Genomic DNA, 15,880 nt, shown 5'->3' with positions numbered 1-15,880 from the left:
TCGTCATGCCGCACGAGGGACTGACCAACCTCCTCACCTGGCACACCGCGACCTTCACCGGCACCGCCCCACGACGCACCGCCCAACTCACCGCCGTCGGCTTCGACGTGTCGCTGCAGGAAATGCTCACCCCTTTGGTGACGGGCGGTGCTCTCGTGGTGCCGTCGTCGGAGGTCCGGCGTGACCTCAACCAAGTCGTGGGGTGGATCGACCGGCACCAGGTGAACGAGATCTTCGCACCGACCCTGGTCATCGAATCGCTCCTGGAGGCGGCCGAGGCCCGGGGCAGCAAGCTGGACTCGGTCACGGATCTCTTCCAAGCAGGTGAGGCCCTCGTCATCGGTGAGCGGCTGCGCGACTTCTGCGCCGCGGTGCCGGGACGGCGCCTGCACAACAACTACGGCCCGGCGGAAACGCACGTGGTCACCGGAACCGTGCTCCCCGGTGACCCCGGCACCTGGCCGGTCGTGGCACCGATCGGCACCCCGATCAGCAACTCGCAGGCGTACGTCCTGGACGGGGAGCTGCGTCCGGTGCCGGCGGGGGTCGTGGGGGAGCTGTATCTCGCGGGTGCCGGAGTAGCGCGCGGTTATCACGAGCGGCCCGCCCTGACCGCCGAACGCTTCGTGCCCGATCCCTTCACTCCCGGTGGCGGGCGCATGTACCGCACCGGGGACCTGGCCCGCTGGAGCAGCGACGGCCGGCTGCACTTCACCGGACGTGCCGACCGGCAGGTCAAGATCCGCGGCTTCCGCATCGAACCCGGCGAGATCGAGGCGGCCCTGCGCAAGCACGACCAGGTCGCACAGGCCGTCGTCGTCGCCCGCACTGGGCCCACCGGCAAGACCCTCGCCGCCTACCTCGTCCCCGAACCCGGCACCACCCCCGACCCGGGCCTGCTCCGCCAACACCTCACCGGCGACCTGCCCGACTTCATGATCCCGTCGTCCTTCACGCTGATCGACGCGCTTCCCCTGACGCCGAACGGCAAGCTCGACGCCCGTGCGCTGCCCGAACCCGACCAGGACACCGGGGTGGAGTTCGTGGCGCCCCGCACGGAGACGGAGGCGCGGCTGACGGGGATCTGGGCCGAGGTGCTGGGCCGGGAGGAGGTCGGCGTCCACGACGACTTCTTCCTCCTGGGCGGCCACTCCCTGCTGGCGACCACGCTGATCGCCGAGGTACGGGAGGCGTTCCAGGTGGACCTGCCGCTGCGGCTGATGTTCGAGCACCCCACAGCGGCGGCCGTGGCCGTCGAGATCGAGGCCCGTACCGGACCCGGCGGTGCGGAGGTGGAGGACTTCGACGAACTCGACGCGCTGGCCGACGAGATCGCGCGACTGTCACCGCCCCAGCCCGAGGACCGGTGACGGCGCCCCGCTCCGCGCCCCCACCACCCGCAAGTCAACGAGAGGGAAAACGACCCATGTTCACCGATGAAGCGGATGACGCACGCGCCTACGCCGTCGTGGTCAACCACGAGGAGCAGTACTCCATCTGGCCGCAGGCCATGGACGTGCCCGACGGGTGGCGCCGAGAGGGCGTGACCGGCAGCAAGGCGGAGTGCCTGGAGCACATCGAGCAGGTGTGGACGGACATGCGCCCGCTGAGCCTGCGCCGTCGGATGCAGGAGCAGGTGGACGCCGGCGGGGAGCGCGCGTGAGGGCGTACTGCAAGGCCTACCGGCTGGGCGAGCTGCGGGCGTTTCCCGAATGGGACGGGCTTGCCGGCGGAGCCGACGCCGGTCTGGCGGACGACGTGATCGTCTACCTCTGGGACGACTTGACCGTGGTGCGCACACCGGTCCTGCGTGACGAGGGTGTCCTCGTCGACGAGGCCACCCCGCGGTGGCGGGAGTTCTGTGCGACCGGGCTCCGCTTCACCGCGCGGGACGGCGCGACGCCCCCGGCACCGATGGGGGCACCCGGATGAGTACCACCCCCGAACTCGTGAGGGCGGCGGAACGGCGGGACGGCGCCACCCCGGTGCACCGGCACCCGCAAGACCCCACCCTGACGGGGATACTGCGCTGGACGGCCCGGCACCACGGGGACCGGACCGCCTGCCTCACACTGGGCCCGGACGGCACGGAGAAGGACCGCGTCACGTACGGCGACCTCGACCTGCGGGCCAGGGCCGTCGCGGCGGCCCTGCGGGACACGGCCGGCCCTGGTTCCCGCGCCCTGCTGGTGCTGCCGCCCGGGCTCGACTTCCTGACGGCCTTCTTCGCCTGCAGCTACGCGGGCGTCGTCGCCGTCCCGGTGCCGAGCCCGGACAGCCCGTTCGGGGCCCAGCGGCTCCGGGACCGCCTCGACGGGATCGTCGCCGACTGCGCACCGAGCGTGGTGCTCACCACCCCCGAACTCGCCGGGGCGGGTCCGGACGGGCACACCGTGGCCGGCGACATCCCGAAGCTGGTGGTCCGTGACGTGGACGTCGACTCGGCCGCGAACTGGCGTGACCCGGGCAGCGACGGCGAGACCGTGGCCCTGCTGCAGTACACCTCGGGATCCACCAGTGCGCCCAAGGGCGTCGTCCTCACCCAGGCCAACGTCACCGAGAACCTCGCGGCGCTCGCGGGCGGCCTGGGGGAAAACGCCGGCACGAGCGACGACTTCACCTGCGTCACCTGGCTCCCGCCGTTCCACGACATGGGCCTGGCCGCGCTGCTGCTGCCCTGCTTCCTCGGCGGCCGTTGCGTGGTGATGGCCCCCATGACCTTCCTGATGAACCCACTGCTCTGGCTGCGGACCATCGACCGCTACGACGCCCGGTTCTGCACCGCGCCCAACTTCGCCTACGACCTGTGCGTGGAGCGGATCTCCCCCGAGCAGCGCGCGGAACTCGACCTGAGCCGGTGGAAGTTCGCGCTGAGCGGCGCGGAGCCGGTCCGGGCGGCCACGCTCAGCCGCTTCGCGGCGGCCTTCGCAGGCAGTGGCTTCCGTTCGTCCGCCTTCCGGCCCAGCTACGGACTGGCCGAGGCCAACGTGTACGTGAGCGGCAGCCGCCGGCCCCGCGACGTGCGCGTGCTCCGTGCCTCGACGACCGCACTGGAAAACCGTGGGACCGTCGTCCCCGCCGTCGCGGACGAACCGAACCGGCCCCTGGTCGGCGTCGGGAGACTGCCCGCGAACCTGCGGGCGAGGATCGTCGACCCCGAGACCCGGCGCCCGTGCCCCGACGGCCACGTCGGTGAGATCTGGCTGGCCGGTGCGAGCGTCGCCCAGGGCTACTGGGGCAATCCGGACGCGACCACCGCGACGTTCGGCGGCCGGATCGCGGACACCGGCGAAGGCCCCTACCTGCGCACCCGCGACCTCGGATTCCTCCAGGACGACCAGCTTTTCGTCACCGGAAGGACCGACGACCTCGTCATCGTCGACGGACGCAACGTCCACCCGCAGGACCTCGAGCTGACCGTCGAGGAGAGCCACCCAGCCGTCGGCCGCAACCGGGTCGCGGTGTTCGGCCGGCCGGACGGTGAGGTGACGCGGATCGGGGTCGTGGCCGAGATCGCCCGCCCGTACCGCGTCGTGGACACCACCGGGACGCCGTCAGGAGACCGGGAGGTTTCCCGGGAGGAGCTCACGCGGGCGATGCGCAACGCGGTCTCGCAGGCCCACCAGGTGCACATCACCGATGTGGCGCTCCTCAAGCCGGGCGCACTGCCACGGACCACCAGCGGGAAGGTGCGGCGCTCCGAGGCGCTGCGGCTGTTTCTGGAAGGCGGACTGAATGCCTGGTAAGGACGCCCCCTCCGGTGTGCCGGAGTTACTGGCCCGGATCGACGCGCTGCCGCCCCGCCGCCGGGCGCAGCTGTGGCAGCGGCTGTGGGAGCGCGGGGTGTCGCTGTCGGCACTGATGCGGCAGGGCGAGGACGAGGCATCCGCACCCGCCTCCTTCACCCAGCGCCGCATGGTGTTCCTGCACGAGTTCGACCCGCTCAGCCCCGCCTACAACTGCCCCGCACCGCTGAGGCTGCGCGGCCGGGTCTCCCCGGAGGCCGTCGAGGGGGCACTGAACGACATCCTGCGGCGACACGACGCGCTGCGCACCCGGCTCCCCGTGCGCGACGGCGACCCGGTGCAACTGGTCGCGCCGCCGCGGCACCAAGAGCTGCCGGTGATCGACCTGACCGGGCTGAGCGAACGGGAACGGGAGCGGGAGAGCGACCGCCTCGTACGCGCCGAGCAGGCGGAGCCCTTCGACCTCGCGCAGGGACCGCTGGTCCGGTTCCGGCTCGTACGGATGGCCGACGACGACGCCCTCCTGCTGCTCACCTTCCACCACGCGGTGGTGGACGGCTGGTCGTACAGCGTCATCTCGCGCGAGCTCGACGCCTTCTACGGCGCGCGGCTCGCCGGCCGGCCGTCGCCGTTGCCCGCGCCGCGGCTCCAGTACGCGGACTACGCCCGCTGGCAGCGCGACTGGCTGGAGAGCGAGGAGGCGGAGCGTCAGCTCGACTACTGGACCACTCGGCTCGCGGGGGCGCCCGAGAGCCTGGCCCTGACCACGGACCGGCCGCGCACCGCGAACAGCACACGTCACGGAGCGGTGCACCAATTCCTGCTGCTGCCGGCCCTCGGAAAGGCCGTCGACGCGCTGGCCGGGGACACCGGCTGCACCCCTTTCATGGTGCTGCTGGCCGCTCTTCAGACGGTGCTGGCCAGAATGACCGGTCAGGACGACATAGTGGTGGGGACGCCGGTCGCCAACCGCCGGTACAAGGAGTTCCACGACCTCGTCGGCTTCTTCGTCAACTCCGTGGCCCTGCGCGCCCGGCCCCGCGCGGAGCTGACCTTCGAGGAGTTCCTCGCCGAGGTCCGCACGACCTGCCTGGACGCCTACGAGCACCAGGACATCCCCCTCGACGTCATCGCTCAGCGGGTGTTCCCCGACCGAGAGGTCGGCCGCAACCCGATCTACCAGGTCAACCTGGCCCTCCACAACACGCCGCCCCCGCAGGAGACGGTGGCCGGTGTCTCGCTGCAGCCGCTCGACCTGGACCACGAGGGCGCGCGCTTCGACCTCGATCTGGTGGTGCAGGAGACGGACGCCGGGCTGGAGTGCCGGTTGATCTACGCGGCGGACCTCTTCGACGAGCCGACCGTCGTACGGATCGCCGACGGGTTCGTGACCCTGCTGACGGCCGCGCTGGCGGACCGGACCGTCCGGCTGGAAGACCTGCCGATCATGACGGCGGCCGAGTCGGCACGGGCGGTCGCGGCCGGGACCGGCCCCCGACTGGAGCGCCCCGAGCCGCTCTGCGTGCACCGGCTGTTCGAGGAACGAGCCCGCCAGACGCCGGACGCCCCGGCGGTGTCCGCCGCCGGCCGCGACACCCTCACCTACCGCGAACTCGACGGCCGTGCCAACGCGTTCGCCCACCACCTGCGCGACCTCGGAGTGCGGCACGGCTCGGTCGTCGCCCTGCTCCTGAACCGCACGCCGGACGCGGTCGCGGCCTTCCTCGGCGTCCTCAAGGCCGGCGCCGCCTACGTCCCCCTGGACCCGGCCTATCCCTCGGCGAGGCTGGAGCACATGCTCGCCGACAGCGGGGCGCAACTGCTCGTGGCCGAGTCGTCGACCACCGAACGCGTCGACGGGGGCGGGCTCACCACCACGCTCCTGGAACAGGTGCCCTGGACGTCGTCGTGCGGCACGCCCCCCGAGGTCGCGTCGCACGAGGACGACCTGATGTACCTCATGTACACCTCGGGGTCCACCGGCCGCCCCAAGGGTGCGATGCTCGCGCACCGCCAGGTCGTCAACTACCTGCTGTGGGCCGCGGAGACCTACCGGGCCGCCGAGGGCGACGGCGTCCCGGTGCACTCGTCGCTCAGCTTCGACCTCACCGTGACCAGCGTGTTCGCACCGCTGCTGGCCGGGCAGCAGCTCGTGGTCCACGGTTCCCGGGAAGGAACCGACGGCGGCGTACCCGCGTACGCCGACCACGAGGGCACCCTCAGTTTCGTCAAGCTCACCCCCTCGCACCTGCGCCTGCTGGAGGCGCACGGAGTCGACCAGCGGCCCGGCGTCTGGGCGAACGCCCTGGTGATCGGCGGAGAAGCCCTGTACGAGGAGCAGCTGGCCCGCTGGCGCGACGGCGGAACCCGGCTGATCAACGAGTACGGCCCCACCGAGGCGGCCGTCGCCTGCGCGTTCCACGAGAGTGACGGAACCGCGGAGCGGGGCCCGGTGCCCATCGGACGGCCCATCACCAATGTCAGCGTCCACGTCCTGGACCGTTCGATGCGGCCGGTGCCGCCCGGCGTCACCGGAGAGCTGTTCATCGGGGGACAGGGCGTCTCCTACGGCTATCTGGGCCGGGCCGCGCAGACCGCCGACCGTTTCGTCCCCGACCCGTACGCGACGGTCCCCGGTGCCAGGCTCTACCGCACCGGTGACCTGGCCGTCCGGCGGGACGACGGTTCACTGGTCTATCTCGGCCGGGGCGACGAGCAGGTCAAGATCCGCGGACACCGGGTGGAGCCCGGCGAGGTCGAGGCGGCCCTCACCGCCCATCCGCAGGTGCGGCAGGGCGTGGTCGTCGCCGACGCCGACCGCCTCGTGGCGTTCTTGCGGGCCGACCCGGAGGACACCGTCCCGGCCGGCCCCGACCGGGCCGCCGACGCCGACCGGGTGGCCCAGTGGCGCCTGCTGTACGACAACACCTACGGCGCCGACGAGGGCCCGGAGACCCTGACCGGCTGGGACAGCAGCTACACCGGCCAGGCCATCGAGGCCGAGCAGATGCACGCGTGGCTGGACGACACCGTCGCGCGCATCGAGGAGCTGCGGCCCCGAAGGGCGCTGGAGATCGGCTGCGGCACGGGCATGATCCTCGGCCGTGTCGCCCCCGGGTGCGAGCACTACCGTGGCACCGACCTGTCTCCCGTTGTCGTCGAGCACCTGCGCCGCGATGCGCGGGCCGCGGCGAGCGGGACCGTGGAGCTCTTCGCGGCACCCGCGCACCGCGCCGTGCGCGACGGCGACACCTTCGACACGGTGATCCTCAACTCCGTCGTCCAGTACTTCCCTTCGGTGACCTACCTGTTGCGGGTGCTGGACACGGCCCTGGCCGCGGTGCGGGACGGCGGCCACGTCTTCATCGGCGACGTACGCAACCTCGACCTGCTGGAGCTCTTCCAGACCTCGGTCGCGGTCTATCAGGCCGCCGCCGGCACCAGAGCGGGCGATGTGCGGGCCCGGGTGCGGCACATGGTGGAGAGCGACGAGGAACTCTGCCTGTCGCCCGGCTTCTTCAGGGAACTCGGACGCCACCGGCCGCAGATCTCCGGTGTCCGGATCATGCCCAAGCGGGGCCGCCACCGCAACGAGCTGACCTGCTACCGGTACGACGTCGTCCTCACCGTGGGAGGACCGGCGACGCCCGAACCCCGCTGGCTGGGCGCGGACCACGCCGGCGCAGACCGGCTCGCCAAGCTGCTGGAGGACGAACGGCCCGACAGCGTGGGCCTCAGGTCACTGCCCAACGCCCGCCTGCAGTACGACCTGTCCCTGCGCCGGCTGTTGCGGGACGCGCCCGCCGGCCTGCCCGTAGCGGAGGTGCGGATCCGGTCCGCCGCGGCCACCGAGCCCGGGCACGACCCGGAGGACTACGCCGCGCTCGGCGACCGCGGGCCCTACGAGGTGGAGCTCGGCTGGGCCGACGGCGGGGACGACGGCACCTTCGACGTCGTCGTGCGCCGACGCGACGCGCTCCCGGGACCCGCGACGACGCATACCGCGCAACAGCCGGAGCTCGGGGCACCGCGCTGGGCCGAGTACGCCAACGACCCCCTGTGGCGGGAGGCGTGCGCCACCGCACTGCCGGGCATCGAGACACATCTGCGGCAGCGGCTGCCGGAGCACATGGTGCCCTCGCGGTTCCTCTTCGTCCGCGACATCCCGCTCACCCCCAACGGCAAGGTGGACACCGCCTCCCTGCGGTTCCTGATGCACGCGCAGGGGGAGCGCGGGGTCCGGGCCCGCTCCGGGCGCCGCCCGCTGACCCCGACCGAGCGGAAGATCGCCGCCATGTGGCGCGAACTGCTGTCCTGGGACGACATCACAGCCGACGACGACTTCTTCACCTTGGGTGGTCACTCGCTGCTGACCTTCCAGCTGGTGCTGCGCCTGCGTGCGGAGTTCGGCGTGGACGTCCCCACCGGGCTGCCCTTCGAGACGCCCGGTCTCGCCGCGATGGCCGAACGCATGGACGACCTGTGCGCGGGGGACGCCGGCACCGGCGGAACGCCACGGCTGGTGAGCAACCCTCGCAAGCCGCTGATGCCGACGTCGTCGGCGCAGGAACGGCTGTGGTTCCTCCACCAGCTCGACCCCGGAAGCCACTCCTACAACGTGCCGATCTTCTTCCGGCTGTCGGGCCGGCTGTCCGTACCGGCCTTCCACAAGGCACTGGACGGCGTGGTGCGGCGGCACGAAGTGCTGCGCACGCTGTTGGTCAGCCAGGACGGCCGCCCCTTCCAGGAGATCCTGCCGCACCGGCCGCTGGACCTTCCGGTGCTGGACCTGACCGGCCTGCCCGGAGAGACGTCGCAGGAGGAGGTCACGCGGCTCGCCGCCGCCGAGTACGCCCGTCCCTTCGATCTGGCCCGTGAGACGGCCCTGCGGGCCGCGCTGCTGCGAGTCGCCGAGGACGAGCACGTCCTGTTGCTGTCCTCCCACCACATCGCGTTCGACGGCTGGTCCGGCGGCCTTCTGCTGTCCGAAGTGGTGCAGCTGTACACCGCGGCGCTCGACGGCCGGCCGGCGGAGCCACTCCCTCCCCTGGAGGTCCAGTACGCCGACTACGCCCTGTGGGAACGCCGCATGGCCGACGAGGGGCACTTCGACCGGCTCGACGCGTACTGGGTCCGGCAGCTGGAAGGCGTCGCCGACCTGCCCGGCATCCCCCTGGACCGGCCGCGGCCCGCGCGGCCCGCGCAGCGCAGCGAGAGCCTCGGCTTCCGTCTCCCCGCCTCCGTGGCCGAGCCGTTGCGTGCCCGATGCCGGGAACAGGACGCCACCCTCTTCATGGGGCTGCTGGCCGGCGTGTACGCCGTGCTCCACCGGCACAGCGGGGCGACCGACGTGGTGGTGGGAACGGACGTGGCCGGCCGGACGGACGTGGGGACCGAGCGGCTCATCGGATTCTTCGTCAACCAGGTGGTGCTGCGCGCCGACCTGTCCGGCACCCCGGACTGGCCGGAACTCGTGCGGCGGGTACGCACGCTGGCCCTGGAGGCCTACGCGCACCAGGAACTGCCCTTCGACCGGGTCGTCCGCCAGGTCAACCCGCGCCGCGGACGCAACCGCAGCCCGTTGTTCCAGGTGAAGGTGACGCTGAACAACACGCCGCAGGAACACACCACCATGCGCGGAGTGGAACTCACCCCGCTCCCGCTGGCGCACGGCGGAGCCCGCTCGGACGTGGCGGTCGAGCTGTCGGAGGAACCGGACGGCGCCGTTTCCGGGGTGTGGGAGTACGACACGGAGATCTTCGAGGCGGCCACCATGCGGCGGCTCCTCGACTGCTACCTGTCCCTCCTGCGGACGCTGGCCGACCAGGTTCCCGGACCGGTCGCCGACCTCCCGCTGCCCGGGGAGGAGCAGTGAGGACCGAAACCGGGGGACAGGGTGCGGCCACCGGCCGGGACGCGGGCATCCCCGGGTCCTTCCGGGTGCTGTGGGTCGCCTCCACGTTGTCGACGCTCGGGGACGGCATCCGCACGGTGGCCTTCCCCCTGCTGGCGGCCGGCATCACCAAGGACCCCCAGGCCGTCTCGTTCATCTTCGTGGCGGGCTACCTGCCCTGGCCGCTGTTCGGACTGGTCGGCGGCGCCATCGTCGACCGGACCGACCGGCGGCGGCTGATGTGGACGACCGACCTGGTCCGCGGTGTGCTGATCGGCGGGTTCGCCGTACTGGTGAGCGCCCAGGAGTCCCCGGTGCTGCTGCTGGCACTGGTGTCCTTCTCGCTCGGCGTGGCGGAGACACTGTTCGACAACGCCGCGTCCGCGATGGTGCCGATGCTGGTCCGGGGGCCCGCCCTGGAGAGGGCGAACGCCTGGCTGTTCTCGTCGCAGACGGTGATGACGACGCTCCTCGGGGCGCCCGTCGGGGCCGCGCTCTTCGCGGTCTCCCACGCGCTGCCCATCGCCGTCGACGCCGTGACCTTCATCCTGGCCGCACTGCTCGTGTTCTTCCTGAAGGGCACGTACAGGGTCCGGGTCCCGACCGCCCGGACCAGCCTGCGGCAGGACATCGGGGAGGGCCTGCGCTGGCTGCTGCGCCACCGGCTGCTGCGCACCCTGTGCGTCCTGGTCGGGCTGACCAACGCGGCGCTCGCCGCCGCCGAGGCGGTCCTCGTGCTCTACACCCTCGACGTCCTGGGCGTGGGCAACCTCGGCTACAGCCTGCTCCTCGCGGTCCTCGCCGTGGGCGGCGTCGTGGGTTCCGCCCTGGCCTCGACCGTGCGGCGCCGGCTGAGCACCGGGACCGTCCTCATCGGCGCCATGCTGGCCCAGGCCGTGGCGTTCGCCGCACCGGGAGTCTTCCCGAACGTCCCCGTCGTCGTGATCGCCCTCGCACTGGCCGGCGCCGGCGGCGGCGTGTGGAACGTGGTGACTGTCTCCCTGCGGCAGAGCCTGGTGCCCGCCGAGATGCTGGGCCGTGTCACCAGCGGCTACCGGACCGTGGCCTTCTCGGCGATGCCGGTCGGGGCCGCGCTCGGCGGGTTCACCGCCGACCATTTCGGGCTGCGGTCCCCCTTCGTCATCAGCGGTGCGCTGCTCCTGGTGGCGACCGTTCTCTGTCGGCCCCGGATGAGGGCCATGACCTTGGAAGTGGAAAGGAAGGAGGCGTCAGAATGAAGAAGAGCGATTTCTCCGGCATCGGCCGCGCAAGGTCACTCGTTCCCCGCCCCGCCGCCCCCCGGGCGGAGGAGGCCGTACGCAGGTCCGCCGTCGGTGCGGGAGCCACCAGGCTGGCCCTGGTCGAGGCCACCGGCCCGCAGGCCGACCTGCCCGGCTGGGCCGGGGACAACGTGCCGGAACTCTCCGCCATGCTCCGGGAGAACGGCGGGATCATGTTCCGCGGTTTCGGGGTGACCGGCCCGGACACCTTCGAGAAGTTCGCCTCGGTCTTCGTCGACGACCTCTTCAACGAGAACGGCGAACACCCTCGTGCCTCCGTCTCGGGAAACGTCTACACCCCGGTCTTCTACCCCCCGGAGGAACGTCTCCTGTGGCACAACGAGAACTCCTTCAACCGGAGAGGCCCGACCCGTATCTGGTTCTGCAGCGTCAAGAGCGCCGAGGTCGGGGGAGAGACCCCCGTGGTGGACAGCCGTGAGGTGTTCGCCCGCCTCGCCCCCGCGGTGCGCGACCCCTTCCTGGAGAAGGGGGTCATGTACGTACGCAACTACGGCACCGGTCTGGGCCTCCACTGGCGGGACGTCTTCCGCAGCGCGGACCCGGACACCGTCAGCGAGCGGTGCCGGGCCGACGACCTGGACCACGAGTGGATCGGCGACCGGCTGCGCACCCGGGCGGTGCGTCCGGCGGCCATCCGCGCGGACGACGGCCGGATGTCCTGGTTCAACCAGTTGCAGCACTGGCACGTCTCCTGCCTGAGCGAGGAAACCCGGGCGGCTCTGGAGTCCGTCTTCGACCCGTCCGACATGCCACGGAACTGCTACTACGGGGACGGCACCGTCATTCCCGACGAGGTCGTGTCGGAGATCCTCGCCGTGTACCAGGACCTGGAACTCGCACTGCCCTGGCAGACCGGCGACGTCATGATGGTCGACAACCTCGCGATGGCGCACGGACGAAACCCGTTCCAGGGGGAGCGGAAGCTCCTGGTGGCCATGGGCGGCATGGTCGACTACTCCGCGGGAGAGGTCCCCACACCATGACGACCGGCGCGAACGGCTTCGAGACGTCGTGGCAGCAGAAGGAGACGTGGCTCGCCGGGCAGGAAGGGCACCGGGTGCGGACCCAGGCCCTGTTGCGCGTCGACGGACCGGCGACGGCCGAGGAGATCACCGCCGCGCTGGAGGGAGTGCTCGCGCGTCACGGGACGCTGCGCACCCGGTTCGTCCGGACCGGCGGCCGGCGCTACCCCCTCCAGATCGTCGGCGCCGACGCCACGGCGCCGGTCCGGGACCGGCACGACCTGACCGGCAGGCCGGCGGCCGAACAGGACCGGGTGATGGAGCGGGCGGCCGGGACAGCACGGGAAGCCCTGCCGGAGCCGGACGCGCTCGGCGCTCCGCGGCCGGTCCTCTTCTCGCTCGGCGGCGACCGTCACGCACTGCTCATCACCGCGCACCCGCTCCAGGCGGACCGGGCGAGCCTGGTCAACCTGGCGGCCGAACTGGCCGAGGCACTGGACGCCGGCGGTCCGGTCGATGAGCCTGCCCTCCAGTACGTGCAGTTCTCCCAGTGGCAGCAGGAAGTCCTCGACGGCGTCGTCGAACCCATGACCACACCGGCCGACGACCCCCGGGAGAGCTGGCCCGACACGGTCGCCGGTGAGGTCGACGGCCGGGGAACGGTGCGTACCGGTCTGACCGGTGAAGCGGCCCGTGGCCTCGACGCGTTCGCCCGGGAGCACGGTGTGACGGTGGAGGCCGTACTGCTGGCCGCCCAGCACGTCCTGCTGACGCGGGAGCCGGGCTTCGGCGCGCCGCTGCTGTCCGTGTACCGCGGCGGACGCGGGCACGAGGAACTGAACGATGCCGTCGGCCCCTACGCCTTCCACGCGGCGATGCCGTACGAGACCGACCTGGGCCGGCCCCTGGCCGAACTGGCCGCCGGCTGGCAGGAGGAGCTGGAGACGGCGGACGGATCCGCGGCCCCGCCGCCGCACGGCGGCGGACACGGCGCGGCGGGGCACTTCGAGTACCACGAGGACCCCGGCCCCTTCCGGGTCGGCCGCGTGTCCGTCTCGGTGCTCCGCGCCACGGCCCACGACGACCGGCCCGGCCTGAGACTGATCGCCGAACGGCACGACCGGGCCGACGGCCCCCGGTTCGTCTTCCGCTGGGAGCACGACCGGAGGCTGATCGCCGACGCCTACGCGGCCAGGCTGGCCGAGCGCTACGGGGCCCTGCTCACCGCCGCAGTGCGCGAGCCGGCCGCAGCCGCCGGCGACCTGCCGCGCACGGGACCGCAGGAACGCGACGACCTGCTCGTCGCCTACCAGGGGGGCGCCGCCCCCGCGAGCAGCGGCCCGGCGCACTCCCTCATCGAGGCGCAGGCCGCCCGGACGCCCGAGCGAGTCGCCGTCGTCGAGGGGCGGCGCTCCCTGACCTATGCAGGCCTGCTGCGGGAGGCGACCCGTCTGGCCGCCCGGCTGAAGCGGCTCGGCGCCGGCCCCGGGACCCGGGTCGGCGTCCGCGTCGGTCACACATGGGAACTTCCGGTGGCGATCCTGGCCGTCCTCAGGACCGGCGCGGCCTTCGTCCCGATCGACCCCACCCATCCCGGGCGGCGGGCGCTCGACCTGCTCGCCCAGGCCCGCAGCACCGTGCTCCTGACCAGCGGCGACCACACCCTGCCCGAATTCCCCGGCACACACTGCGTACTGGGGGAGCAACCGGACGACGCGACCGGCTCCCAGGCCGCCGCCGACGCGGAAGCGGACGACCCGGGCACCGGCCCCGACGACCTCGCCTACGTCATGTTCACCTCGGGGTCCACGGGGCGGCCCAAGGGAGTGATGGTGCAGCACGGCGCGCTCGCGCACTACCTGGCCTGGAGCGCCGACAGCTACCTGAGCGACGGCGAGGGCAGCTCGGTCGTCCATTCGTCCATCGGCTTCGACCTCACGATCACGTCGCTGCTGACCCCACTGGTGGCCGGACGCACCGTGAGGCTGCTGGCGGACGCGCCCCGCGACGTCCTCGCGCTCTCCCGCGCCCTCGTCGAGCACGAGGACATCAGCTTCGTGAAACTGACGCCCTCTCACCTGCGTCTGCTGAACGGCCAGTCGACCCGGGAGCGGATGGGGGACCGCCCCGTGACATTGGTGATCGGCGGCGAGGCCCTCGTCTCGGAAGACCTCACCCCCTGGCAGGGCGCGCGGATCGTCAACGAGTACGGACCCACGGAGACGGTGGTCGGCTGCACCGAGGCGCAGTGGGTCCCCGAACGGCACGGTACCGGTGCGGTACCCATCGGCCGGCCCATCACCGGCACCAGCGTCCACGTCCTCGACGGCGCGCTGTGCCCCGTCCCCGTCGGCTCACCAGGCGAGGTGTACATCGGCGGCCCGGCCGTGGCCCACGGCTACTTCGACGAGCCGGCCCGCACCGCCGAGGCGTTCGTGCCGGACCCCTTCTCCGACGAGCCGGGCGGACGTCTCTACCGCAGCCGGGACATCGCCTGCCGTCTCCCCGACGGCCAACTGCGCTACCTGGGGCGCGACGACGCCCAGATCAAGATCAGGGGTGTCCGGGTCGAACCCGAGGAGGCACGCGGTGTGCTGCTGCGGCACCCCGGCGTCCGGGACGCCGCCGTGGTCGCGCGGCGCACGGAACGGGACGACAGCGAACTCGTCGCGTTCGTCGTCGCCGCCCCCGGTACGGCCGTCCGGCCCGCGGAGCTGCAACGCTTCGTCACCGAGCGAGCACCCGGCCACCTGGTCCCGGCCTCCTTCCACCCGGTCGACGAGCTCCCCCTCAACGCCAACGGGAAGACCGACACCGGCGCCCTGCTGGCCCGCGCCGAGAGCGCGGCGGCCGGGCACCCCGACGGTGACGACGCTCCGGCGGCACAGCCTCGCGACGACATCGAGCTGCGCCTGCTCACGCTCTTCGAGGAACTCCTGAAGCGGACGGACATCGGGATCGGGGACGACTTCTTCGACCTGGGCGGCCACTCGCTGCTCGCGGTCCAGCTGGTCGCGGCCATGGACAACGTGTTCGGGACGACCGTCCCCCTCCCCATGCTCTTCGACGAGGACACGACCGACGCCGCCACGGTGACCGGCCTCGCCCGGGCCCTGCGCTCCGGCACACCCGGCAGCGGCGCCGGGGACCGGCTGCTGTGCCTGCAGCGGAGCGGCGAGCTGACTCCGCTCATTCTGGTCCACCCGGGCGGCGGTGAGGTCCTCGGCTACCGGGACCTCGCCCGGCGACTGGGCCCGCACCGGCCGGTGTACGCGTTCCAGCACTCTCCGGCGGACACCGGCTCAGGGCTCCACGCCGACGTGCCCGATCTGGCCGCAACCTACTGCGAGACGCTCCTGGAGCGTTTCCCCGCCGGCCCCTACCTGCTGGCGGGCTGGTCGTTCGGCGGTGCCGTGGCCCACGAGATGGCGCGCCGCCTGCGTGCCGACGGCCACCCGGTCGGCCAGGTGCTGCTCCTGGACAGCTACCTGCGGGTGCCGGAACCCTCGTCGTCCCAGCTCCTGACGGGCTTCGCCGAGGAGTGGGGGAGGATCCTCCAGGGCCGCATCCCGGTGTCCGAGGAGTTCCTCGGCACCTGCACCCCCGCCGAGGGAATCAGCCACATCGTCAGCCGCGCGGAAGCGCACGGCCTGATACCGGCGGGTCACGACAACGACTACATGCGCCGCCGGTTCGAGCTCTACCGCGCGCATGCTCTCGCACTGCACCGCTACCGCCCGTCACCCGCTCCCGGCACGGTGACGCTCCTCCAGGCGACCGACAGCGACCCCCGCGACCGCGAGGCCGCCCTCTCAGCCTGGCGGGACGTCACCGACGGGGTGTCCCGGCACATCGTCGCCGGCGACCACTTCTCGATGATGCGTCCTCCGCACGTCGACGGCCTCAGCACGCTGCTGCGGCAGGCACTCGGCGACGACTGACCGATCACCGGGCGGCCGGCAGACGCCGCCCGGTGCC

8 protein-coding genes are annotated in these 15,880 nt (G+C 72.4%); all 8 read left to right on the top strand.

All coding sequences use genetic code 11. The features are described from left to right. Positions 1-1,370: AMP-binding protein (locus ACIBCJ_RS35340; RefSeq protein ID WP_399284324.1), on the top strand; the 1,370-nt coding region annotated here is incomplete at its 5' end. Between the two features lie 56 nt (positions 1,371-1,426). Next, positions 1,427-1,663 (top strand): MbtH family NRPS accessory protein, encoded by a 237-nt coding sequence (locus tag ACIBCJ_RS35335; RefSeq protein WP_362106882.1) that lies wholly within the window; start codon positions 1,427-1,429, stop codon positions 1,661-1,663. Further along, positions 1,660-1,932 carry a hypothetical protein gene (locus tag ACIBCJ_RS35330; RefSeq protein WP_365981084.1) on the top strand — a complete coding sequence of 91 codons (273 nt, stop codon included), beginning with the start codon at positions 1,660-1,662 and terminating at the stop codon, positions 1,930-1,932. Before ACIBCJ_RS35335 ends, ACIBCJ_RS35330 begins: the two co-directional genes overlap by 4 nt. Continuing rightward, positions 1,929-3,746 carry a fatty acyl-AMP ligase gene (locus ACIBCJ_RS35325; protein WP_365981083.1) on the top strand — a complete coding sequence of 606 codons (1,818 nt, stop codon included), beginning with the start codon at positions 1,929-1,931 and terminating at the stop codon, positions 3,744-3,746. The genes ACIBCJ_RS35330 and ACIBCJ_RS35325 overlap by 4 nt, the downstream gene beginning before the upstream one ends. Further along, complete coding sequence (locus ACIBCJ_RS35320; RefSeq protein WP_399284321.1) at positions 3,736-9,621, top strand: amino acid adenylation domain-containing protein; 5,886 nt, start codon at positions 3,736-3,738, stop codon at positions 9,619-9,621. Before ACIBCJ_RS35325 ends, ACIBCJ_RS35320 begins: the two co-directional genes overlap by 11 nt. After that, the gene (locus tag ACIBCJ_RS35315; RefSeq protein ID WP_362106870.1) at positions 9,618-10,877 is read left to right on the top strand and encodes an MFS transporter; all 1,260 of its coding nucleotides are present in this window, start codon (positions 9,618-9,620) and stop codon (positions 10,875-10,877) included. The genes ACIBCJ_RS35320 and ACIBCJ_RS35315 overlap by 4 nt, the downstream gene beginning before the upstream one ends. Continuing rightward, positions 10,874-11,923: a TauD/TfdA family dioxygenase gene (locus ACIBCJ_RS35310; protein WP_362106867.1), complete on the top strand. Its 1,050-nt coding sequence runs from the start codon at positions 10,874-10,876 to the stop codon at positions 11,921-11,923. The genes ACIBCJ_RS35315 and ACIBCJ_RS35310 overlap by 4 nt, the downstream gene beginning before the upstream one ends. Further along, positions 11,920-15,843, top strand: coding sequence for an amino acid adenylation domain-containing protein (locus ACIBCJ_RS35305; RefSeq protein WP_365981081.1), 3,924 nt, complete (start codon positions 11,920-11,922; stop codon positions 15,841-15,843). The genes ACIBCJ_RS35310 and ACIBCJ_RS35305 overlap by 4 nt, the downstream gene beginning before the upstream one ends. Positions 15,844-15,880 lie beyond the last annotated feature (37 nt).

Origin of the sequence: Streptomyces sp. NPDC051136, from assembly GCF_044455745.1 — a bacterium.
In the GTDB taxonomy this organism is placed as follows: Bacteria; Actinomycetota; Actinomycetes; order Streptomycetales; family Streptomycetaceae; genus Streptomyces.
The sequence above is the reverse complement of the archived record's forward strand: the minus strand, read 5'-3'. Positions and strand labels throughout refer to the sequence as shown.

What these genes read in the sequence shown, in the direction of transcription:
- ACIBCJ_RS35335 (WP_362106882.1), top strand. Translation starts at nt 1,427, where the DNA reads ATGTTCACCGATGAAGCGGATGACGCACGCGCCTACGCCGTCGTGGTC.
- ACIBCJ_RS35325 (WP_365981083.1), top strand. Translation starts at nt 1,929, where the DNA reads ATGAGTACCACCCCCGAACTCGTGAGGGCGGCGGAACGGCGGGACGGC.
- ACIBCJ_RS35320 (WP_399284321.1), top strand. Translation starts at nt 3,736, where the DNA reads ATGCCTGGTAAGGACGCCCCCTCCGGTGTGCCGGAGTTACTGGCCCGG.
- ACIBCJ_RS35310 (WP_362106867.1), top strand. Translation starts at nt 10,874, where the DNA reads ATGAAGAAGAGCGATTTCTCCGGCATCGGCCGCGCAAGGTCACTCGTT.
- ACIBCJ_RS35305 (WP_365981081.1), top strand. Translation starts at nt 11,920, where the DNA reads ATGACGACCGGCGCGAACGGCTTCGAGACGTCGTGGCAGCAGAAGGAG.